At 61.5% G+C, this 21,963-nt stretch carries 18 protein-coding genes; 12 read left to right on the forward strand and 6 right to left on the reverse strand.

The window, feature by feature from the left end:
• Positions 1-38 precede the first annotated feature (38 nt).
• The 10 genes from tsaE (at position 39) to hslU (ending at position 13,113) form a co-directional block, all read left to right on the forward strand.
• Positions 39-515 (forward strand): tRNA (adenosine(37)-N6)-threonylcarbamoyltransferase complex ATPase subunit type 1 TsaE, encoded by a 477-nt coding sequence (gene tsaE, locus PGB28_RS04180; RefSeq protein WP_271420234.1) that lies wholly within the window; start codon positions 39-41, stop codon positions 513-515.
• On the forward strand, positions 512-1,477 hold the full coding sequence (locus tag PGB28_RS04185) for an aminoglycoside phosphotransferase family protein (protein WP_271420235.1): 966 nt from the start codon (positions 512-514) through the stop codon (positions 1,475-1,477). The genes tsaE and PGB28_RS04185 overlap by 4 nt, the downstream gene beginning before the upstream one ends.
• Complete coding sequence (locus PGB28_RS04190; protein ID WP_271420236.1) at positions 1,474-2,157, forward strand: nucleotidyltransferase family protein; 684 nt, start codon at positions 1,474-1,476, stop codon at positions 2,155-2,157. The genes PGB28_RS04185 and PGB28_RS04190 overlap by 4 nt, the downstream gene beginning before the upstream one ends.
• Positions 2,150-5,068 carry a double-strand break repair protein AddB gene (gene addB, locus PGB28_RS04195; protein WP_271420237.1) on the forward strand — a complete coding sequence of 973 codons (2,919 nt, stop codon included), beginning with the start codon at positions 2,150-2,152 and terminating at the stop codon, positions 5,066-5,068. The genes PGB28_RS04190 and addB overlap by 8 nt, the downstream gene beginning before the upstream one ends.
• Positions 5,065-8,412: a double-strand break repair helicase AddA gene (addA, locus tag PGB28_RS04200; RefSeq protein ID WP_271420238.1), complete on the forward strand. Its 3,348-nt coding sequence runs from the start codon at positions 5,065-5,067 to the stop codon at positions 8,410-8,412. Before addB ends, addA begins: the two co-directional genes overlap by 4 nt.
• Before the next feature lie 67 nt (positions 8,413-8,479).
• Complete coding sequence (gene trxA / locus PGB28_RS04205) at positions 8,480-8,803, forward strand: thioredoxin (RefSeq protein WP_271420239.1); 324 nt, start codon at positions 8,480-8,482, stop codon at positions 8,801-8,803.
• Positions 8,804-8,896: 93 nt separating this feature from the next.
• On the forward strand, positions 8,897-10,048 hold the full coding sequence (locus tag PGB28_RS04210; RefSeq protein ID WP_271420240.1) for an amidohydrolase: 1,152 nt from the start codon (positions 8,897-8,899) through the stop codon (positions 10,046-10,048).
• Between the two features lie 56 nt (positions 10,049-10,104).
• Positions 10,105-10,662 (forward strand): ATP-dependent protease subunit HslV, encoded by a 558-nt coding sequence (gene hslV / locus PGB28_RS04215; protein WP_271420241.1) that lies wholly within the window; start codon positions 10,105-10,107, stop codon positions 10,660-10,662.
• Entirely contained in the window at positions 10,659-11,726 is a 1,068-nt protein-coding gene (locus PGB28_RS04220; RefSeq protein WP_271420242.1) for a hypothetical protein, read from the forward strand. Before hslV ends, PGB28_RS04220 begins: the two co-directional genes overlap by 4 nt.
• 76 nt (positions 11,727-11,802) lie before the next feature.
• Positions 11,803-13,113, forward strand: a complete 1,311-nt coding sequence (hslU, locus tag PGB28_RS04225) for an ATP-dependent protease ATPase subunit HslU (RefSeq protein WP_271420243.1) — start codon at positions 11,803-11,805, stop codon at positions 13,111-13,113.
• 65 nt (positions 13,114-13,178) lie between these two features.
• Here the strand turns inward: hslU and PGB28_RS04230 are convergent, their stop codons facing one another.
• The 5 genes from PGB28_RS04230 to pip all read right to left on the reverse strand — a co-directional run bounded on the left by PGB28_RS04230 (position 13,179) and on the right by pip (position 19,706).
• Complete coding sequence (locus PGB28_RS04230; RefSeq protein WP_271420244.1) at positions 13,179-14,732, reverse strand: ABC transporter substrate-binding protein; 1,554 nt, start codon at positions 14,730-14,732, stop codon at positions 13,179-13,181.
• Positions 14,733-14,784: 52 nt separating this feature from the next.
• Positions 14,785-16,428, reverse strand: coding sequence for an ABC transporter ATP-binding protein (locus PGB28_RS04235; RefSeq protein WP_271420245.1), 1,644 nt, complete (start codon positions 16,426-16,428; stop codon positions 14,785-14,787).
• Positions 16,425-17,627: an ABC transporter permease gene (locus PGB28_RS04240; RefSeq protein WP_271420246.1), complete on the reverse strand. Its 1,203-nt coding sequence runs from the start codon at positions 17,625-17,627 to the stop codon at positions 16,425-16,427. Before PGB28_RS04240 ends, PGB28_RS04235 begins: the two co-directional genes overlap by 4 nt.
• Entirely contained in the window at positions 17,624-18,613 is a 990-nt protein-coding gene (locus PGB28_RS04245; RefSeq protein WP_271420247.1) for an ABC transporter permease, read from the reverse strand. Before PGB28_RS04245 ends, PGB28_RS04240 begins: the two co-directional genes overlap by 4 nt.
• Positions 18,614-18,734: 121 nt before the next feature.
• Positions 18,735-19,706 carry a prolyl aminopeptidase gene (gene pip, locus PGB28_RS04250; protein ID WP_271420248.1) on the reverse strand — a complete coding sequence of 324 codons (972 nt, stop codon included), beginning with the start codon at positions 19,704-19,706 and terminating at the stop codon, positions 18,735-18,737.
• Between the two features lie 49 nt (positions 19,707-19,755).
• On the opposite strand from pip, the gene ubiG reads away from it, so the two are divergent.
• Both ubiG and PGB28_RS04260 read left to right on the forward strand, forming a co-directional pair.
• A complete protein-coding gene (gene ubiG / locus PGB28_RS04255) occupies positions 19,756-20,502 on the forward strand; it encodes a bifunctional 2-polyprenyl-6-hydroxyphenol methylase/3-demethylubiquinol 3-O-methyltransferase UbiG (RefSeq protein ID WP_271420249.1) in 747 nt (248 codons plus the stop codon).
• Positions 20,503-20,566: 64 nt separating this feature from the next.
• On the forward strand, positions 20,567-20,800 hold the full coding sequence (locus PGB28_RS04260; protein ID WP_408636215.1) for a YciI family protein: 234 nt from the start codon (positions 20,567-20,569) through the stop codon (positions 20,798-20,800).
• Between the two features lie 56 nt (positions 20,801-20,856).
• Here PGB28_RS04260 and PGB28_RS04265 read toward each other — a convergent pair whose 3' ends face one another.
• A complete protein-coding gene (locus tag PGB28_RS04265) occupies positions 20,857-21,960 on the reverse strand; it encodes a flagellar basal body P-ring protein FlgI (RefSeq protein WP_271420251.1) in 1,104 nt (367 codons plus the stop codon).
• Positions 21,961-21,963 lie beyond the last annotated feature (3 nt).

The following is a 21,963-nucleotide window of genomic DNA, read 5'->3' on the forward strand; positions in this document are numbered from 1 at the left end:
CGGTTTCCACCGTTCCGAATGCGTTTTACTGTCCCTGCATGGACGAGACCCCCTTTGATATTCGGCACTTGCATGGCCCGGACGAGACCGGCGCGCTGGCCCGCCATATTGCCCCGCTGCTGGGTCCCGGCGATGTCATCCTGCTCGAAGGGGAGATCGGCGCGGGCAAGTCCCATTTCGCCCGCTGCCTGATCCAAACGCTCCTTGATCATCCCGAAGATGTCCCCTCGCCAACCTTCACGCTGGTCCAGACCTATGACACGCCCGCGGGCGAGATCTGGCATGCCGATCTCTACCGTCTTGGCGATGTGAGCGAGGTGGACGAGCTTGGCCTGCTTGAGGCATTCGATACGGCCATTTGTCTCGTGGAATGGCCCGACCGGTTGGGACCGGATGCGCCCAAAGATGCGCTGTGGCTGCGATTTGCGCCGGGCCAAACGGAACAGGAGCGTCGCCTGAGCTGGCAGTATATGTCCCCGAAATGGGCCAAAATCGCAGAGGCGATCCGGCAATGACCCGCGACGCGCAAATCGCGGGTTTTCTCGCAGAGGCCGGTCATGGCACCGCGCGGCGTGTTCCCTTGGCAGGCGATGCTTCGGCGCGCCGCTACGAGCGCATCGTGACGGACATTGGCGACAGCCTGATCCTCATGGATGCCGACCCCGCCACCGGCGAAGACACCCGCGCCTTTCTGGACATCCGCGCGCATCTGTTCCGCTACGGCTTTTCTGCCCCGGCGGTGTTTGCCGAAGACACCCAAGCTGGTCTCCTGCTGCTTGAGGATTTCGGCGATGACGTCTTTGCCCGCGTCATGGACCGGGACCCGTCCCGCGAGCGCCCGCTCTACCGTCTGGCGGCGGATTGCCTGTCCCGGCTGCACGAAAAACCCCTGCCCGAGGGAATGCTGCCCATGGACGCGCCCGCGCTGGCCGCGATGATTGAACCGGCCTTTTCGCATTATGCACCCGAGTGCTCTGACCTTTTGCCCGACGCCGTGACGGCGTTCACCGAAGCGCTTCAACCGGTGACAGAGGTGCAACCGGTCCTGGCCTTGCGCGATTTTCACGCCGAGAACATGGTCTTGCTCTCGGGCAGACACGGGGACAGGCAGGTTGGGCTTCTGGATTTTCAGGACGCCTTTGTCACCCACCCGGCCTATGATCTTGTCTCCATGCTTCAGGACGCGCGCCGGGACCTGAGCGACGGGGTCGAAGAGGAAACGCTCGGTTATTTCATCACGACAACCAAGACCGATGATGCAGCCTTCCGGCACGCCTATGCCGCGCTGGGCGCGCAGCGGAACCTGCGCATTCTCGGGGTGTTCTCGCGGCTGGCCAAGGCACGGGGCAAACCACAATACCTCGCCCTGCAGCCGCGGGTCTGGCGGCATGTGTGGCAAAACCTGCAGCACCCGGCCCTGCATCGGCTGCGCGATGTCCTTGGCAGTTTGCCTGCGCCCGAAACGGGGGAAACATGACACGACCCGACGCAGCCCTGTTGTTCGCGGCGGGTTTTGGCACGCGTATGCGCCCGCTCACCGATACGCGGCCCAAACCGCTGATCGAGGTAGCGGGGCAGCCATTGCTGGATCATGCGCTGGCGCTGGTCGAGCCGCTGGGCCTGTCGCGGGTGGTGGTGAACACCCATTACAAGGGCGAGATGATCGCAAAGCACCTGTCGGGACGTGACATTGCCCTTTCTCATGAAGCCCCCGAAGTTTTGGAAACCGGCGGCGGGCTGAAACAGGCGCTGCCGCTATTGGGTGAAGGGCCTGTGTTCACGCTCAATACCGATGCGGTGTGGCGCGGCCCCAACCCGCTGCAGATGCTGGCCGACGCGTGGGACCCCACGCGCATGGATGCGCTTTTGCTCTGTATTCCGCCGCAACAGGCGCACGGGCATTCGGGTGCCGGGGATTTCCTGCTGGGTCCCGAGGGGCGCATCACGCGCGGACCGGGGCTGATCTATTCCGGGGTGCAGATCATCAAACCGGGCGGGCTGCACGATATCCGCGACACCGTGTTTTCCCTGTGGTCGCTCTGGCAGCCGATGCTAGAGGCCGGACGTATGTTCGGCCTGCCTTTTTCCGGGCAATGGTGCGATGTGGGCCACCCCGACGGGATCCGGATCGCCGAAAGGATGCTGAGCGATGTTTGAACCACAGGACCGCCCACGGGTCTTCGGCCTTGCCCCCGGTGTGGATTTTCCCCAGGCGTTGGTTGACGGGCTGCGCGCCCGCATGGCGGGCCAACCGCCCGAGGCCATGGCGCGGGTCGAGCTTATCGTGAACACCGAGCGCATGCGGCGGCGCATCCGGGCGATCTTTGACGCAGGGCCACCCGCGATCCTGCCGCGCATCCGCGTGCTGGGCGAGGTTGCCCCGCCCTGGGATGCGCAAATTCCCGATGCGGTGCCCGCGCTGCAGCGTCGTCTGGAACTGGTGCAACTGGTCTCGAAACTGTTGGAGCAGGAACAGAACCTCGCGCCTCGGGCCGCGCTGTTCGATCTGGCGGATTCACTGGCCGGTCTGATGGACGAGATGCAGGGCGAAGGCGTCACGCCAGACGACATTGCCGCGCTCGATGTCAGCGATCAGTCCGGCCATTGGCAACGCGCGCAGAAATTCCTGTCCATTGTCCAAGCTTTCATGCAGCCCGAAGACAGCTCCCCGGATGCCACGGGGCGGCAAAGACTGGTCGCCGAGGCATTGGCCCAGCATTGGAAGGCCGCGCCTCCCGCGCATCCGGTCATCGTGGCCGGGTCCACCGGGTCGCGTGGCGCGACGGCGCTCTTGATGTGGGCGGTGGCAAAACTCCCGCAAGGGGCGCTTATCCTGCCCGGTTTCGATTTTGAGATGGCCCCCGAGGCCTGGGGCGATCTGGATCAGCGTATGACCGGCGAGGATCACCCGCAATTCCGCTTTGCCCAACTCATGCGCGATCTTGAGATCAGCGCTGGCGCGGTGGCTGCATGGCACGCCGTCGATGCCCCCTGCCCGTCGCGCAACCGGCTGGTGTCTCTCGCGTTGCGACCCGCGCCGGTGACACATGCCTGGTTGAGCGAAGGGCCAAAGCTGCGCGATCTGGACGTGGCGACCGAAAATGTCACGCTGATCGAGGCGCAATCGCGGCGCGAAGAGGCCACCACCATCGCGCTCCGCCTGCGCAAGGCCGCCGAGGACGGCGTCAGCGCCGCGCTGATCACCCCGGACCGACAGCTCACGCGGCAGGTGACGGCGGCGCTCGATCAATGGGGGATCGTGCCGGATGATTCCGCAGGCATCCCGCTGCAACTGACCCCACCGGGCCGGTTCCTGCGTCACGTGGCTGCTCTCTTTGCCCGGCCGATGAGCGCCGAGGCGCTGCTGGCCCTGCTCAAACATCCGCTTTGCCACACGGGTGACAAACGCAACGAACATCTGCGGATGACCCGCGATCTTGAGCTGCATCTGCGCCGCAATGGCCCGCCTTTTCCCGGTTTAGAGACGATTCAAACCTTTGCCGCGACGCGTGACTGGCCCGAATGGGGTGCGTGGCTCTCTGTGGCCTGCGACCGTTCGGGCGGGGCCGAACAACCGCTGGAGAACTGGCTGGACAAGCATCGCCAACTGGCCGAAGCGCTGGCGGCGGGAACCGGACAGGACGGTGCCGGGCAGCTTTGGGCCCAGGTGGCCGGGACCGAGACACTGGGCTTGGTGCGCAAATTGCAGGAGGCCGCGCCGTATGGCGGCGTGCTGTCGGCGCGTGATTATGTGGATCTGTTCAACGCCATTCTCGCACGCGAGGAACAGCGCGACCGCGATCTGGGGCATCCGTTGATCCGCGTCTGGGGTACGCTGGAGGCGCGGGTCATGGGGGCAGAGCTGTTGATCCTGAGCTCGCTCAACGAAGGGTCCTGGCCCGAGCCGCCCGCGCCCGATCCCTGGCTTAACCGGAGCATGCGCGACAAAGCGGGGCTTTTGCTGCCAGAGCGGCGCATCGGGTTGTCAGCGCATGACTTTCAGCAGGCGATCGGCGCGCAGGAAGTCTGGCTGACGCGGTCGGTCCGTTCGGACGACGCGGAAACCGTGCCATCGCGCTGGCTCAACCGGTTGAACAACCTGCTTGGCGGATTGGGCGAAGCGGGTCAGGCGGCATTGAAGGGCATGCGCGCGCGCGGCGCGGAGTGGCTCGCTCTGAACCGTGCGTTGGAAGAGGTCACACCGGTCGCCCCTGCCGCGCGCCCGTCTCCCAAGCCGCCCGCTGCGGTGCGCCCGAAAAAGCTTAGCGTGACGGAAATCAAGCGGCTGATCCGTGATCCGTATGCGATCTACGCGCGGCATGTGCTACGCCTGCGCCCGCTGGATCCCTTGGCCAAGGCACCAGATGCGCTGTTGCGCGGTATCCTTGCCCATGGCGTGATGGAGGATTTCATCCAGAAAACAGTCTCTGATAAACGGCTTTTGACCCGAAATGCGCTCATGTCCAGCACCGCCGACGTGCTGGCCGCGCGGGTGCCCTGGCCTGCCGCGCGGGTGATGTGGCAGATGCGTATGGACCGGATCGCCGACGGGTTCATCGAAGATGAAAAGGCGCGACAGGACATCGCCACTCCCGTCGCCTACGAGGTCAAAGGCGGCCGCGATATCGAGGAGCTGGGTTTCCGCCTGACCTGCGAAGCAGACCGGATTGACCGCAAGGACGATGGCGATCTGATCCTTTATGACTACAAGACAGGCGCGCCGCCCACGAAAGCCGAGCAGGAGCATTTCGACAAACAATTGCTGCTGGAGGCGGCGATTGCGGAACAAGGCGGCTTTGACAAGATCGACGCCGCGCCGGTGGCCGACGCCATCTATATCGGGCTGGGCAGCAAGCCCGGCAATCACCCCGCGCCATTGGACAAGATCACAGCGGATCAGGTCTGGACCCGGTTCGAAAAGCTGATCGCCGCTTATATGCGCCCCGAGCAAGGCTTTACCGCCCGGCGCTCCATGCACAAGGGGCAGGACCACAGCGACTATGATCAGCTCGCGCGTTTTGGCGAATGGGATTCCACCGCCGCACCCGTGGGGAGGGTCGTGGAATGAGCATGCGCAATGAGGCCACCCAACGCCAGATCGACGCGGCACGCCCGGATTGCTCCACATGGCTGGCGGCCAATGCCGGATCGGGCAAGACCCGCGTTCTGACAGACCGCGTGGCGCGGCTTTTGCTGGATGGCGTATCGCCCGAACATATCCTCTGCCTGACCTATACCAAGGCCGCCGCAAGCGAGATGCAGAACCGGCTTTTCAAGCGGTTGGGCGATTGGGCGATGAAGGACGACGCCGCGCTGCGTAAGGCGCTGGCCGAACTTGGGGTCGAAACGGGAATTGATTCCGACGGTCTGCGCCGCGCGCGCACGCTGTTTGCCAGCGCCATCGAGACACCCGGCGGGCTCAAGATCCAGACCATTCATTCCTTCTGCGCTTCGATCCTGCGGCGTTTCCCGCTTGAGGCGCAGGTCTCGCCGCAGTTCAAGGAAATGGAGGATCGGGCCGCGGCACTCCTGCGCGCCGATATCGTGGACGAGATGGCCGATGGGGCCGAGGCACCTCTGGTCATGAACCTGGCGCGTCACCTGTCAGATATGGATTTTGACCGGATCACGGCCGAAATCACCCGTAACAGAGACGCTTTTTCCGCACATCTCTCTCCTGACGATATCAGCGCCCTGTTCGCTTTGCCCGCCGATGCGGATGACACTTACCCGCTGTCCCTGGCATTTGACGGCGGGGAAAGCATCCTGATGTCGACCTGTATCCCGGTACTCAGAAGCCAGTCCGCAACCATGGTCACCCTTGCCGACCAATTGGCCGCAATTGACTTCAATTCCGCCGATTTGCCTGCATTAGAGACTGTTTTTGATCTTTTTCTCTATCGCAAGGACGGCAAAACCCTGCCCGAGGCCAAGACCAAATCCGTTCCAACCAAAAAGGCGCAGGACGCGTTGGGATCGACGCTCTTTGGCCTGCATGATTTCATGGAGCGCGTGGCCCAGGCACGTGGCGCGCAATTGGCGATGGCGGCCCGCGACAAAACACGGGCGCTGCACGCGTTCGCCGGTGCTTTCCTGACCCGCTACGAGGCCGCCAAACAGGCGCGCGGCTGGCTGGATTTCGACGACCTCATTCACAAGACGCTCACGCTGCTGACCAACGATCTGGTGGCGCAATGGGTGCTCTTCCGGCTTGATGGCGGCATCGACCATATTCTCGTGGACGAGGCTCAGGACACCAGCCCCGTGCAATGGCAGGTGATCGAACGTCTGGCGCGGGAATTCACCAGCGGCGAAGGCGCGCGGAGTGATGTGGCGCGGACCATTTTCGTCGTGGGCGACAAGAAACAGTCGATCTATTCCTTCCAGGGCGCGGACCCATCGGAATTCGACCGGATGAAGGCCGAGTTTGCAGAACGGCTGCACCCCACCAACACCCCGTTGCAGGACCTGACGCTGCAATTCTCTTTCCGCTCTGCAGAACCGATCCTGCGGCTGGTGGACACGGTGTTCGAAGATCGCACCCGGTCGGGCTTTTCCCGCGAGGAACTGCACCGCGCCTTCAAGGCCGATATGCCGGGCCGGGTCGATCTCTGGCCTGTGGTGGAACCGGTCGAAACCGAGGCGCATGGTGAATGGGACGACCCGGTCGATCTTGTGTCCGACGCCCATCACAACGTGGTGCTGGCCGAACGCATCGCGGCTGAAATCAAGCGCATGCTGAACAGTGAAACGCCGATGCCCGTGCAGCGCGAGGATCGCAGCTGGTCATCGCGCCCTGTACGCGCCGGTGATTTCCTGATCCTTGTGCGGCGGCGCGGCGTGTTGTTCGAAGAGATCATCCGCGCCTGCAAACAGGCCAATTTGCCCATTGCCGGAGCTGATCGGCTCAAGGTCGGGGCCGAGATCGCGGTCAAGGATATTCAGGCGCTCCTGTCGTGGCTCGCCACGCCCGAGGATGACCTGTCATTGGCTGTCGTGCTCAAATCGCCTCTGGTGGGCTGGGACGAACAGCAATTGTATGACCTCGCCCATGGACGGGCGCAAAAGTATCTGTGGCGTGAACTGGCAGAGCGTCAGGCCGAGTTTCCAGACCTTTGGGCCATGCTCACCGATCTGCGCGACAGCGCCGATTTCCTGCGCCCCTATGACATCATTGAACGCGCCCTGACCCGCCATCAGGGGCGGCGCAAGCTGCTCGCACGGCTGGGGACCGAGGCCGAGGACGGGATCAACGCGTTGCTGGCGCAGGCGTTGGCTTATGAACAAACGGAGATTCCCAGCCTGACCGGCTTTCTCGTCTGGATGGAAACCGAGGATATCGAGATCAAGCGCCAAATGGACAGCGCCAGCGACCAGATCCGCGTCATGACCGTTCATGGTGCCAAGGGGCTTGAAGCCCCGATCGTGATCCTGCCCGAAACGGCCAAGCCGAACGCGCGCAACATGGATGCGTTGGTGCCGATGGGTGGCACTCTGGTGTGGAAATCTGCGCAGACCGAAAATCCACCTTGCGTCGCGGACGCGCTGGAGCATGTGAAGACCAAGGACCAACAAGAGCGTGACCGCCTGCTCTATGTCGCGATGACACGCGCCGAAAGCTGGCTCATCGTTGCCGCCGCCGGGGATTTGGGGTCAGATGGGGAAAGCTGGTACGACATTGTGCGCCGCGGGATGGAGGCCTCCAACGCCATGCCGTTCGTGCACGGGTTTGGCGCGGGGCTGCGGCTGGACAACGGTTTGTGGCCGGAACAGGCCGAACGGTCCGCCGACAAAGATGATGTCAATCAGGTCGCCAAACCGGACTGGGCGCGTCGTGCCGCCCCCGAGATCGCCCCCGCCTCTGCTGCGCTCAGCCCATCGGACCTTGGCGGTGCCAAGGCCCTGCCCGGCGAAGCAGGACAGGACGAAGAGGCTGCGAAACGCTATGGCACGCGTGTACATCTGGCGCTGGAGCAGTTGGCGGATATGCCGCGCGGCGTTCAGGTTACGATACCCGATGACCCGGACAAGGCCCGCGCGGTGCACGAGGCGCTGCGCGTGATAGAGACGCCCGATCTTGCGCCGGTGTTTGCCCCCGGCACGCTGTCCGAGGTCGCAGTTAGCGGCGTGATGCCGGATGGCCAGCGGGTGCACGGGGTCATTGACCGTCTGGTCGTTCGGGAAAATGACGTGCTGGCCGTGGATTTCAAAACCAATGCCGTGGTGCCCGAAAACCCCGCTCAGGTCCCCGAGGGGCTTTTACGGCAAATGGCAGCCTATGCCCATGCCCTGAAACAGATTTACCCGGAGCGGGTTATCCGCACCGCGCTGCTCTGGACCCGGACGGCGGCACTCATGGAACTGCCACACGATCTTGTGACGGCTGCGCTGGATCGTACCACATCCACTTGACGCCACGCAGGGGGCTACTTACGTTCGCCCCTCAAGCGCGCAGACCGACTCAGTCAGGAGAGAGACCATGGCCACCGTTGCCGTAACCGACGATACCTTTGACGCCGAAGTGAAAAATTCCGAAGTCCCCGTTGTCGTGGATTTCTGGGCCGAATGGTGCGGCCCCTGCAAACAGATCGGCCCGGCGCTCGAAGAGCTTTCTGCCGAATACGGAGACAAGGTCAAGATTGCCAAGGTCGACGTGGACTCCAACCCGAATTCTGCCGCCGCCATGGGCATCCGTGGTATTCCGGCACTGTTCATCTTCAAAGATGGTCAGGTTGTGTCGAACAAGACCGGTGCCGCGCCGAAAGCCGCGCTGCAAAGCTGGATCGACGAAAGCATCGCCTGATGCCATCGGGATAAGAATTGCCAGCCGCCGCTGCCCCTGCAGCGGCGGCTTTCTTTTTTGCTTTCTCACCCTTTTCGCCCCATCCTGCGCGACATGTCACAACTGACCCCCTTTGATATTTCGGAACTCACCGCGTTTCGCTGTGAACTGCACCGGTTCCCCGAGCTTTCCGGGGAAGAGCAAGATACCGCACGTCGGGTGAAATTCATGCTTTCGGCGCATGACCCGGACCGGATGATCACCGGCATCGGCGGTCACGGGCTTGCCGCGATATATGAAGGCAGTGCCGATGGCCCAACGGTCATGATCCGCTGCGAATTGGACGCCTTACCGATTCAGGAGCGTTCGGGTGCCAGCCACGCATCGACCTCTCACGGCAAGGCGCATCTATGCGGACATGACGGCCATATGGCCATCGTCGCGGGCCTTGCCCGCTTGTTGCATCGTCAGCCCCCCTTGCACGGGCGCGTTGTATTGCTGTTTCAACCGGCCGAGGAAACAGGGGCCGGGGCCGGTGCGGTCACCGAAGACCCCAAATTCGCCGAGATTCGTCCCGACTATGCCTTTGCCCTGCACAATCGTCCGGGCTTTGCGCTGGGTCACGTGGGGTTGGCCGAAGGCCCGGTGAACTGTGCCTCGCGCGGCATGAAGCTGCGCCTGCGCGGGAAAGAGGCCCATGCATCCGAGCCGCAAAACGGCGTGTCCCCAGCCCCTGTGCTGGCCGAGCTGGCACATGCGTTTCCCGCTTTGAGCCGGGGCAAGATTGGCGAGCCGGATTTTACGCTGGTCACGCTGACCCATCTGCGGATGGGCGCGCCCGCTTTTGGGATATCTCCCGGCGAAGCCGAGATTTTTGCGACGCTGCGCACCGCCACGGATGCCGGGATGAACGCGCTTCTTGCGCAGGCGGAAACGCTGGTGCGTAAAACGACCGAGCAATATGGGGTGTGCGCGGATTGGGACTATGTCGATGTGTTCCATCACTGCGAAAACAACCCCGAGGCCGTGTCCATACTCCGGTCGGCACTGGACGGGTTGGGTATCTCGCATGACACTGCCGGGTGCCCCATGAGCGCATCCGAGGATTTCGGCCGGTTCGGGCAATATGCGAAATCCGCCATGCTCTTTCTGGGTGCGGGCGAAACCTGTCCAGCGCTGCACAATCCCGACTATGATTTTCCCGACCAGCTGATCCCGCGCGGCATCGCGATCTTTGAGCGGGTGCTCCGCGATATGCTGGGCTAGGGTTGCATGGCGCGCGCCGGGCTTCCATATAGGCGCAAACCTTGAACGGAGGCCCCATGAGCAACGAATTCCCCGGCTGGCACGGCACCACGATCATCGGCGTGAAGAAAGACGGCAAGGTCGTGATTGCCGGCGACGGGCAGGTGAGCCTTGGCCAGACGGTCATCAAGGGCAGCGCGCGCAAGGTGCGGCGGCTGTCGCCGGGCGGCTCGGACGTGGTTTGTGGCTTTGCCGGATCCACCGCGGATGCCTTCACGCTCCTGGAGCGGCTGGAGGCCAAGCTGGAGGCGACGCCCGGGCAATTGGCGCGCGGCTGTGTGGAGTTGGCCAAGGACTGGCGCACGGACAAATACCTGCAAAAGCTTGAGGCGATGCTGATCGTCTCGGACGGCGCGCAGATGTTCGTGATCACCGGTGCCGGCGATGTGCTGGAGCCCGAACATGACGTGACGGCGATTGGGTCGGGCGGAAATTTCGCGCTGGCGGCCGCGCGCGGGTTGATGGAAGCCGATCATTTGGACGCCGAACAGATTGCCCGCAAGGCCATGGCGATTGCAGCGGATATCTGTGTCTACACCAATGGCAACCTGACGGTGGAAACAATAGCCCCATGAACCTCGATCTCGACGATATCCGCGCAGCGGTGACCGCCGGGACGATAACAGAGGGCCAGGCCGCAGGCATCATGGCTCTGGCCGATGCCCGCGCCAAGGGGCGGCCGGTTACGGGCGACATGGACGAGCCGTTCGAGCTGTTCCACGGGTTCAACGAGGTTTTTATCGTCCTTGGGCTGGGCGTGTTGTTCGCCGGGTGGATCGGGGTGCTGTCCATAGCCCTGACTTGGAGCATGAAGGCCACGGCTATCGTTGTTCTGGGCTTTGTGGGCATGGGCGCTTTGGCCCTTCTGGCGCGTTATTTCACGCTGAAGCGCAAAATGAACGGCCCCTCCAGCGCGCTGGCTGCGATGTTTGCCTTTTGCTCGGGACTGGTCGGATTCGGCATCGGGCTTGGCACCTCCGGAGAGGTCTTTCTGACCAGCGGCTTTGCAGCGGCAAGCGGATCGGTGGGCATGCTGCTTTATTTCATCGCCTTTCGCGTCCCCTTTGCGCTGGCGGTGGTCGCACTTGGGGCGCTCGGTGCCAGTTTTTGCTTTATCGCGTGGTCCGGCGATATTCTGACATCGCCGCGGGAATTTTTCCTGCTGAGCTCTTCGGGACTTTATGGTTGGGCGACCATTGTTGTGGGCTTTCTGGCGCTTGGCGTGGCGATGATGTTCGATCTGTCAGACCCGCACCGGGTGACCCGTCGGGCAACAAACGCCTTCTGGCTGCATATCGTGGCTGCACCGACCATCGTAAACACCATCGCTGCCACGCTGGCCTTTAATGCAACCTGGCAGTCCTATGGCTGGCTGGTCCTGTTTTTTGCGGTGCTGACCCTGTTTGCCATCGTGATCGACCGACGGTCCTTTCTGATCGCGGCCAGCGGTTATATCGCGGCGCTGTTTTATTCCATCACGCCCGAGGTCTTCCATGTCGGCTCCTTCGCGCTGGGGTCCTTCCTGATCCTGCTCGGTGCGCAGTGGGAGGTGCTGCGCGGAGCGCTTATGCGCAGCCTTCCCGCGTTCCCGGGCAAGGACCGGCTGCCGCCATGGCGGGTTGGGTCTGTTGAAGGGTAGCACGCGCGGATTTCAACCCCTTCAAATCCCCCCATCAACTGCGTATCTGTCCCCCAACGCAAAAGGGATATCCCAAATGACTGACCTTACCCCCCGCGAAATCGTCTCGGAACTTGACCGTTTCATCATCGGACAGGCGGACGCCAAACGCGCCGTCGCTGTGGCGCTGCGCAATCGCTGGCGGCGGAAACAGCTGAGCGATGACCTGCGCGAAGAGGTGTACCCCAAGAATATCCTGATGATCGGTCCCACCGGTGTGGGCAAGACCGAGATTTCGCGTCGGCTGGCCAAACTTGCCCGCGCGCCGTTTATCAAGGTCGAGGCAACAAAGTTTACCGAGGTGGGCTATGTGGGCCGCGATGTAGAGCAGATCATCCGCGATCTGGTGGATGCCTCGATTGCCCAGACCCGCGAGTGGATGCGCGAGGATGTTAAGGCCAAGGCACATCAGGCTGCCGAAGACCGGGTGATCAGCGCGATTGCGGGCGAGGATGCCCGCGAAGGCACGCGCGAGATGTTCCGAAAGAAGCTCAAGGACGGGCTTCTGGACAATACCGAGATCGAGCTGGAACTGGCAGACACCTCCAACCCGATGGGCGGGATGATGGATATTCCCGGCCAGCCGGGCGGCCAGATGGGCATGATGAATCTCGGGGATATTTTCGGCAAGGCCTTTGGCGGGCGCACCGTGCGCAAGCGGATGACCGTGGCGGAAAGCTACGAAACGCTTATTTCCGAAGAGGCCGACAAACTGCTGGACGATGAAACCGTAACCAAGGCTGCGCTGGAGGCTGTGGAGCAGAACGGAATCGTCTTCCTCGACGAGATCGACAAGGTCTGCGCCCGGCAGGACGCGCGCGGCGGCGATGTATCCCGCGAAGGGGTGCAGCGCGACCTGCTGCCGCTGATCGAAGGGACGACTGTCAGCACCAAGCATGGCGCGGTGAAAACCGACCACATCCTGTTCATCGCCTCGGGTGCGTTTCACATCGCCAAACCTTCGGACCTGTTGCCTGAACTGCAAGGGCGGCTGCCGATCCGGGTGAACCTGCGTGCTCTGACCGAAGGTGACTTCGTGCGCATCCTGACCGAGACGGACAATGCGCTGACCCGGCAATATACCGCGCTGATGGGCACCGAAGAGGTCGAGGTGAGCTTTACCGAGGACGGGATTGCCGCTCTGGCCCGTATCGCAGCCGAAGTGAATGAAAGCGTCGAGAATATTGGCGCACGCAGGCTCTATACCGTGATGGAGCGGGTGTTCGAAGAATTGAGCTTCCACGCGCCGGACCGGGCCGGGCAGTCGGTGACCGTGGATGCAGGTTTTGTCGAAGACAACCTCGGCGAACTGACCCGGTCCACAGACGTGAGCCGCTACGTGCTGTAAACCGTTCCTTCACGACAAAAGAAAACGCCCCGCCGAAACCGGCGGGGCGTTCTTGTTTCCGCGGCTTACGCCATCGCCCAGCGCTCGGCCATCCGCGCATTGTCCATGCCCCAGAGATTGCCAATCGTGTTCGGGGTCGCGATCTTGTTCGACACGCCCTGGACCCAGTTGGCGAACATCGGGATGATCACGCCGCCATCGTCGCGCAGAATCATCTGCATCTCGGTATAGATTTCGCGGCGCTTGGCGCTGTCGAGCTCCTTGCGGCCCATGACGAGCAACTCCTGGAAGCGGGCGCTGTCCTCCGTGCCCCACTGGGAATCGTTCCACGGCGCACCGTCTTCATAGGCCGAGGAGAACATCCAGTCCTCGGTCGCACGGCCCGACCAGAAGCTGGCGCAGAACGGTTTCTTGAGCCAGACATTGGACCAATAGCCGTCAGCCGATTCCTGCACCACGTTGATATTGATGCCCGCGGGCTTGGCCGAGGATTGGTACAGCTGCGCTGCATCCACCGCGCCAGCAAAGGCCGCAGAAGAGGCCGAGAGATCGATATTTAGCGAATCCATGCCTGCCTCTTTGAGGTAGAAGGCCGCCTTGTCCGGATCATAGGAGAGCTGTTCCATGTCACCGGCATAATATTGGTTGGCCGGGCCGATGGGAGTATCGTTGCCGACCCGTCCATGGCCGAGCAGGATTTTGTCTAGCAATTCCTGGCGGTTGATACCGTATTTCAGCGCCCGGCGCACATTCACATCGTTGAAGGGCGCGACATTGGTCAGCATCGGAAAGGTGAAATGGCGGTTGCCGGTCACTTCCTGCAGATTGACCATCGGGTTGGCCTTGATCAGCGCCTCGGTTTTCACGTCGATGCGGTTGATCGCGTCCACTTGGCCGGTCAGCAGCGCGTTCATCCGGGCCGTGGAATCGTTGATGGCGATAAACTCGATCTCGTCGAAGAAGCCCGCCCTGCCGTCTTTGTAATGGCTGTCCACGCGCTTGCCGACAAAACGGACGCCGGGATCGAAGCTCACGACCTGGTAAAGCCCGGTGCCGATCCCCTTGGCAATCGCTTCCTCGATCTGACCGGCGGGGTAGATATTGAGGTGATAATCAGACAGCAGATAGGGCAGGTCGGCATTGCCGTCGGCCAGCACAAATTGCACCTGATGATCGGTAATCTTCTTCATCTCCGTGATGGCGGAGACGATCGGCTTGGCCGCGGATTTCGAATCCTCGGCGGTGTGCAGCATGAGCGATTCGATCACGTCATCCGCGCCAAAGGGCTTGCCATTGTGGAACGTCACGCCCTGACGCAGGTTGAAGGTCCAGGTCTTGGCGTCCGGCGTGGCCTCCCAGCTTTCGGCCAGCTCGCCGATCAGCGTCCCGTCCGCAGCGACCTCGGTCAGGGAATCAAACACACAGCCATTGCCGGCATTTTGCATGAAGTTGTCGGAATGGGTTCGGCTGTCCCAGTTGTCGGAGGTATTGGCCCCGGCAAGACCGGCGCGCAACCGGCCGCCGCGCTTCATCTGGGCCTGGAGCGGCAGGCCAGAAGCGGCGAGCATACCGGCGGCGGCACCGCTGCGAAGCAATCCGCGTCGTGTCAATCGTGTCATGTTGGTCTCCCTGAATTGAACTTGTCCTGCGCTCTGTAATGAGCGATTCGCGTTACATCTTATCAACAGCGGCTGCGCCGATGTTATCAACTCCGCGTTCGGCCAGCAGATTGGTGAGCCAGTCGGGGTCCATTTCCGGTACGGAGCTGAGCAGCAGGTCGGTATAGGCGTGGTGCGGAGGCTTGAACATTTCTGTTTTCGGCCCCTGTTCCACAACGACGCCATCCTTCATCACCACCACCTCGTCAGCGATGGACCGCACGGTCGCGAGATCATGGGTGATGAACATATAGCTCAGTTGCAGATCATCCTGCAGCTTGGCCAGCAAGCGCAGGATGCCTTCGGCAACCAGCTGATCCAGCGCGCTTGTCACCTCGTCACAGATGATGAATTTCGGCTCCGCCGCCAGCGCGCGGGCAATGCCGATGCGCTGTTTCTGCCCGCCTGAGAGTTCCGAGGGCAGCCGGTTGCGGTACTGGTCGGGTTCAAGTTCGATCTGTTCCAGCAGCTGATCCACCCGGCGGCGTCTATCCGATCCGCGCAGCCCCATATAGAACTGCACCGGGCGACCGATGATTTCGCCAATGGTCTTGCGCGGGTTCAGCGCCGTGTCGGCCATCTGGTAGATCATCTGCACCTGACGCAGCTGATGCTTGTTGCGCTTGCGGTAATCCAGCGGCAGCGGCTCGCCATCCAGTTCGATCTGGCCGATGCGAGGCGGCAAAAGCCCGGTGATGCAGCGCGCAGTGGTGGATTTGCCGGAACCGGATTCACCCACGACCGCCACGGTGCGACCCTCGTGAATGTCAAAGCTCACATCATTCAGCACATCCACCTTGCCATAGGCGGCGGTGACATTCTGGACCGAGATCACGGGGGTAGCGGTGCTGGCAACGGCGGGCTTCTGGGGGCGTTTGAATTCACGCACCGCCCAGAGCGATTTTGTGTACTCTTCCTGCGGGTTGGACAGCATCGTGCGGGTGTCGGCCTCTTCGACCTCGTCGCCTTTGAGCAGCACCTTGATCCGGTCGGCCATCTGCGCCACGACCGCGAGGTCATGGGTGATGTAGATCGCGGCGGTGTCGAATTCCTCGACGATCTCGCGAATGCTGGCCAGTACCTCGATCTGCGTGGTCACATCGAGCGCGGTGGTCGGCTCGTCAAAGATGATCAGGTCGGGGCGGCAGGACATGGCCATCGCCGTCATTGCGCGCTGCAATTGCCCGCCCGAGACCTGATGCGGATAGCGAAAGCCGATCTCGTCCGGGTTGGGCAGCCGCAGTTTGCGATAAAGCTCGATACCGTCTTTTTCGCTCTCATGCCGGGACATGACGCCATGTTGCACGGGCGCTTCGGTATGTTGGTCGATCAGCTTGTGCGCAGGATTAAAGGACGCCGCCGCGGATTGGGCGACATAGGCAATACGCTTGCCCAAAAGGTTGCGTTTCACCGAGGCCGAGGCATTCACAAGGTCGATCCCGTCGAATTCGACCTCGCCCTCCTTGATCCGCACACCGTCGCGGGTAAAGCCCATCGCCGCCAGACCCACGGTAGATTTGCCCGCGCCACTTTCACCGATCAGACCCAGCACCTCGCCCTTGTTCAGGGTCAGGTCCACGCCATTGACGATCTGGGTCCAGGTCTCGTCCGAGCGGCCCTCAAGCACGAGGTTCTTGATGGTCAGAAGCGGGCTCATTCCTTCAACCCCGACGATTTGTGCAGCATCCAGTCGACAACAAAATTCACCGCCACGGTCAAAAGCGCGATGGCCCCGGCGGCCAACAGCGGCAGCGCTGCGGTCAGCGGCGAGAAGGCCGCAAAGTTGATGAATTGCGCCAGGTCGCGCACCATGGTGCCCCAATCGGCCAGAGGCGGTTGAATACCGACACCGAGAAAGCTGAGCGAAGCGATGGTCAGGAAAACGAAACAAAAGCGCAGGCCGAATTCCGCCAGAAGAGGCGCATAGGCGTTGGGCAGGATTTCCTTGAAGATCAGGTAGGGCAGACCCTCACCCCGCAGTTTCGCGGCCTCAATATAATCCATGACAACGATATTGAGGCCGACGGCACGGGCAAGACGATAGACCCGCGTGGAATCGATCAACGCGATGATCAACACCATATAGACGGTCAGCAGCCATTTCTCTGACCCGGCCCATGCGCTGGCAATGGTCATCAGAAGCAGCGCAAAGATCAGCGACGGGATCGCCATCAGCACATCGACACCACGGCTCAGCACCTGATCGAGCCAGCCCTGCAACGTGGCTGCCAGAAACCCGAGACTGCCGCCAAGCAGAAAGGCGATCAGCGTTGTGGCAAAGGCGATGCCAACCGTATTTTGCGCGCCGTAAATAAGACGGCTGAGCAGGTCGCGGCCAATCTGGTCGGTGCCGAGCAGGTGATCGGGATTGCCCCCCGTGGCGGCGTCGCCCCCGGGCAGCGCGTTGACCTGTTGGAAGACCTCGGCCTGACCATAGGGCGCGATGGCCCCGGCGAATATCGCCACGAAAGCGTAGATCAGAATGATCAGAATGCCGAAAGACGCGGTAAGCGGCATGGAGCGGAACAGCTTGCGCGATCCGTCTGTGCCGACCGAGCGGCCAAGCAAACGGAACAACCATGCCGCCAGCGCCGAGATGACAAAGAACTGCACCGCCCAGCGAAAGAACATGACCCCCGCCACGGGCACGCCGTTTTCATCCACTGTCGGTTGGAAATAATACCAAAGGGTAAACAGCAATACCGCCGCACCCAGCACATAACCAAAGGCCACCGCCATCGGCATGTCACGGAAAAACGGTTTGTTCCCGGTCAGCGATTGACCGGCAAAGCGCATGACCCAGCCCAGGAGGAAACAGGCGACCAGCGCCGCGGCAAGGTAAAGAAGCGTCGTCATTTCGGATGCCTCAGCCGCGGGTTGGACAGCACCGACAGGATGTCAGCCGTCAGGTTCAACAGGATATAGGCCCCGGCAAAGATCAGGCAGCAGGCCTGAACCACCGGGATATCCCGGATCTTCACGGCGTCCACAAAGAGCTGACCAATTCCGGGATAGACAAACACAACCTCGACCACCACGACCCCGGTGATCAGGTAGGCAAGGTTCAACGCGATCACGTTGATGATCGGTGCCAACGCATTGGGCAGCGCGTGCTTCACGATCACCCGCATTGGGCTCATCCCCTTGAGCCGCGCCATCTCGATATAGGGCGAGGCCAACAGGTTGATGATCGCCGCGCGGGTCATGCGCATCATATGCGCCGTGACCACCAGTGTCAGCGTTAGTGCGGGCAGCAGCGTCTTTTGCAACCGTTCGCCAAATCCCATGCCCTCGTAGATATTGGACAGTGACGGCAGGATCGGGTTCAGAACGGCCAGAAACAGGATCAGGATATAGGCCAGAAAAAATTCCGGGCTGGAGATCGAGCTGAGCGTGAAGATGTTGGTGAAACGGTCAAAAACCGAGTTTCGGTACAGCGCCGACAGGATACCCAACATCAACGCAAAAGGCACCGCAATCGCCGCCGTCACGCCGGCCAGGAACATGGTGTTGGCGAAACGCGGCGCGATCTGGCTGACCACGGTCTTCATCTCGCCGCCGCCCATATTGGTCTGAAAGTTCAGCTGCGCGAATGAAGTGCCAAGATTGCCGGTGAGCATGTCACCCAACCATTCGAAATAACGGGTGAGCGCCGGTTGATCCAAGCCAAGATCACGCCGGATCGAGGCAACGGCCTCGGGCGTGGCCCCCTGCCCCAGAATCAATTCCGCGAAATCCCCCGGCAGCATGTTCACTGCCGTAAAGATTACAATGGATACGATGAACAGCGTCAGCACGCCCAGCGCGAGCCGCTGCAATATGATTTTCAGAACGCCAGGCACGTGGCCGGTTATCCCCGTTGTCTTTTTGTTGCGGGAAAGCCTAACGATCAGGTTGCGCCTGTAAACCCGTTTTTAAGGAAATCAAAATCTTGCTTCCGAATTTCGGAAACCGGCGCGGCGATTACAGATCGGCAAGCTCATCCATGACACGCACGAGCTCGGCGCTGATGCCAGGCTCGGACAGGGCGTGACCCGCATTTCGGATCATGTGCAGATCGGCGTTGGGCCAGGCCCGCGCCAGCTGCCATGCCTTGCGCGGCGGGCAAATCATGTCATAGCGCCCCTGAACGATCACGCCGGGGATATGCGCGATGCGGTCCATCTGGTCTAGAATTTGACCGTCATAGTCCAGAAAGCCGTGATTGATGAAGTAATGGTTCTCAAGCCGCGCAAAGGCGCGGGCATAATCGCCGGGCGCCTCTACACCGCTGCCCGAGGAATAGACCGAGGCCAGCGCGTTTTCCCAGGCCGACCAAGCGCGCGCATATTTGACCTCTTCCGCCGTGTCCCCGGAAAACAGGCGTTTGTGATAGGCCGCAATCATGTCGCCGCGTTCATCCTCGGGGATGAGATCGCTGAAACGCTCCCAGGTCTCGGGCCAGAACTGCCCAGCGCCACCGCCGTAGAACCAGTTCAGTTCTTCCTGCGTCATGAGGAAAACCCCGCGCAGAATGAGGTGACTGACCGCCTCTGGATGACTTTGCGCATAGATCAGCGCCAGGGTGGCACCCCAGCTCCCGCCAAACACGGCCCAGCTGTCGATTTCCAGCAAGTTGCGGATTTGTTCAATATCACGGACAAGATGCCAGGTCGTGTTATTGGTGACCGACGCATGCGGACGGGACCGGCCACAGCCGCGCTGGTCGAACAGGATCACGCGGTAAACCGACGGGTCGAAATACCGCCGCATCGCAGGGCTGCATCCGCCGCCCGGACCACCATGCAGCACGACAACCGGCTTACCATCATGGCGGCCGGATTGCTCGACATAGACCTGGTGCCCGTCACCCACATCCACCATACGCTGGTCGAACGGGTCAATCGGCGGATGAAGATACTGCACTGCGCGTTTTTGGCCTGAGAATTTGTCCATAATCCTCCTATATGAGAGACAAAGGGCCAAAGACCATAGGGAGCGTGACATGAACACTGCCGTTAACACCGTCGATCCGGGCGAAATTTCGAAATTCGAGGCCATGGCCGCGGAATGGTGGGATCCGAACGGTAAATTCAAGCCGCTTCACATGCTCAACCCCTGTCGGCTTGACTATATCACACAGCAGATCGCCGGGGAATTTGGCCGCGATCTGAGCCAGCCCAAGCCATTCACCGGTTTGCGCCTGCTGGACATTGGTTGCGGCGGCGGATTGCTCTGCGAACCCATGGCGCGGTTGGGGGCCACCGTGGTGGGCGCGGATGCCGCGGAACGCAATATTCCGGTGGCTCAGCTTCATGCCGAGCAACAGGGACTTGAGATCGACTATCGCCATGTCACGGCCGAGGCGATGGTGAACCAGGGTGAACAATTCGACATCGTCCTGAACATGGAAGTGGTCGAACATGTTGCCGACCCTCTCGCGTATCTGACCGCCTGCCAGCGACTTTTGCGACCCGGCGGGCTGCAGATTTGCTCAACGATCAACCGCAACCCCAAGAGCTTTGCCATGGCCATTGTCGGTGCGGAATATGTCATGCGCTGGTTGCCCAAGGGGACCCATGAATGGTCGAAGTTCATCACCCCGCATGAATTGTTCGAGCTTCTCAAGAAATCGGGCATGAACCCGGTGGATCGCAAAGGCTTCGTTTTCAATCCGATCACATGGAAATGGTCGATCTCAGATCGGGATCTGAGCGTGAACTACGTAACTGCCAGCGTGAAACCGGCATGAGCATGATCCCGGATGGCCAGAACCTGTTCATCGTAAACCTGAGCTACACGGTGGCTTCGATCAGATTGAACCGCATCTAGATGCGCATATGGCGTTTGTTGCGGAGCTTAAAGCCGATGGTACTTTGCTGGCGGCCGGGCGGAAGGAGCCGCGTACAGGCGGCATCATTCTGGCCACCGCCCCATCGCTCAAGGCGCTGCGCGACCGCATGGCGCATGATCCGTTCGCCACGGCAGGTGTCGCGCGCTTCAGTTTCACGGAATTCGCGCCGAATACCCGCCACCCCGGCTTTGTCTGACAGGTCGCCGCAAAGAGCGGCAGGTGCTGGCCCAATCAACCCGACTTGACGGCAATTCACCGGACGACGAATTCCGCATGAAGCGCGCCCGCCGCCTTGATCGTCTTGAGAATGTCGATCATGTCGCGCGGTGCCACACCCAGCGCGTTCAAACCTGCAACCACCTCGGACAGCGTTGTGCCTGCTGGCACTTCGGCCAGCTTGATCCCCGGCTCTTCTTCAAGCTCCGCGCGCGATCTGGGCACAACAACTGTGTCACCCTCGGCAAATGGGTTGGGTTGCACCGCAACCGGCGTCTCTTCGATCCGGAGAGTCAGGTTGCCCTGCGACACGGCAACCCGGGAAATCCGGACATCTTCCCCCATGACAATGGTGCCCGATCTCTGATCCACCACCACGCGCGCCCTGCGCTCGGGTTCGACCAACAGGTTTTCGATCCGCCCAAGCGCATGCGCGGTCGACGGCATGCGCGTGGCCTCGATATCGATCTGGACCGTGCCGGCATCGAGCATAATCGCCACCCCACGACCAAAGCTGGAGTTGATGACCCGTTCAATACGCCCCGCAGTGGTGAAATCCGGCTCTCTCAGCGCCAGACGCAAAGTACTGAGCGCGCTCAATTCGAAATCCACCTCGCGCTCGATCCGGGCACCAGATGGAATGACACCAGAGGTCGGCACGCCCTGGACGACCTTGGCCGCATCCCCCTCGGCTGCCGCACCCCCGGCCAGAACGGTGCCTTGCGCCACGGCATAGATTTCACCATCCGCTGCATTCAACGGGGTCATGATCAACGTGCCACCCAACAGGCTATTGGCATCGCCAATCGCCGACACCGTGACATCAATCATGCTGCCAGATCGGGCAAAGGGCGGCAGCGTGGCGGTCACAAAGACCGCAGCGACATTCTTGGGGCGAAACTGTTCACCGGTGACGTTCACGCCAAGCCGTTCAAGAATGCTGGTCATGATTTCTTCTGTAAACGGGGCATTGCGCAGCCCGTCACCCGTTCCATTGAGCCCGACCACCAGGCCGTAGCCCACCAGATCATTGCCGCGCACACCGTCAAATTCCACCAGATCCTTGATCCGGATGGCATTGGCGCTGGCCATTGCGGGCAAGAGAAACAGGATCAGTCCCAGAAAGGCAAAATGCTTCATACC

Source organism: Primorskyibacter aestuariivivens, from assembly GCF_028023675.1.
In the GTDB taxonomy this organism is placed as follows: domain Bacteria; phylum Pseudomonadota; class Alphaproteobacteria; order Rhodobacterales; family Rhodobacteraceae; genus Marinovum; species Marinovum aestuariivivens.

Bases quoted from the DNA above. Each gene is read 5' to 3' on its own strand.
- tsaE (WP_271420234.1), top strand. From the start codon at position 39: ATGGACGAGACCCCCTTTGATATTCGGCACTTGCATGGCCCGGACGAG.
- PGB28_RS04185 (WP_271420235.1), top strand. From the start codon at position 512: ATGACCCGCGACGCGCAAATCGCGGGTTTTCTCGCAGAGGCCGGTCAT.
- PGB28_RS04190 (WP_271420236.1), top strand. From the start codon at position 1,474: ATGACACGACCCGACGCAGCCCTGTTGTTCGCGGCGGGTTTTGGCACG.
- addB (WP_271420237.1), top strand. From the start codon at position 2,150: ATGTTTGAACCACAGGACCGCCCACGGGTCTTCGGCCTTGCCCCCGGT.
- addA (WP_271420238.1), top strand. From the start codon at position 5,065: ATGAGCATGCGCAATGAGGCCACCCAACGCCAGATCGACGCGGCACGC.
- trxA (WP_271420239.1), top strand. From the start codon at position 8,480: ATGGCCACCGTTGCCGTAACCGACGATACCTTTGACGCCGAAGTGAAA.
- PGB28_RS04210 (WP_271420240.1), top strand. From the start codon at position 8,897: ATGTCACAACTGACCCCCTTTGATATTTCGGAACTCACCGCGTTTCGC.
- hslV (WP_271420241.1), top strand. From the start codon at position 10,105: ATGAGCAACGAATTCCCCGGCTGGCACGGCACCACGATCATCGGCGTG.
- PGB28_RS04220 (WP_271420242.1), top strand. From the start codon at position 10,659: ATGAACCTCGATCTCGACGATATCCGCGCAGCGGTGACCGCCGGGACG.
- hslU (WP_271420243.1), top strand. From the start codon at position 11,803: ATGACTGACCTTACCCCCCGCGAAATCGTCTCGGAACTTGACCGTTTC.
- PGB28_RS04230 (WP_271420244.1), bottom strand. From the start codon at position 14,732: ATGACACGATTGACACGACGCGGATTGCTTCGCAGCGGTGCCGCCGCC.
- PGB28_RS04235 (WP_271420245.1), bottom strand. From the start codon at position 16,428: ATGAGCCCGCTTCTGACCATCAAGAACCTCGTGCTTGAGGGCCGCTCG.
- PGB28_RS04240 (WP_271420246.1), bottom strand. From the start codon at position 17,627: ATGACGACGCTTCTTTACCTTGCCGCGGCGCTGGTCGCCTGTTTCCTC.
- pip (WP_271420248.1), bottom strand. From the start codon at position 19,706: ATGGACAAATTCTCAGGCCAAAAACGCGCAGTGCAGTATCTTCATCCG.
- ubiG (WP_271420249.1), top strand. From the start codon at position 19,756: ATGAACACTGCCGTTAACACCGTCGATCCGGGCGAAATTTCGAAATTC.
- PGB28_RS04265 (WP_271420251.1), bottom strand. From the start codon at position 21,960: ATGAAGCATTTTGCCTTTCTGGGACTGATCCTGTTTCTCTTGCCCGCA.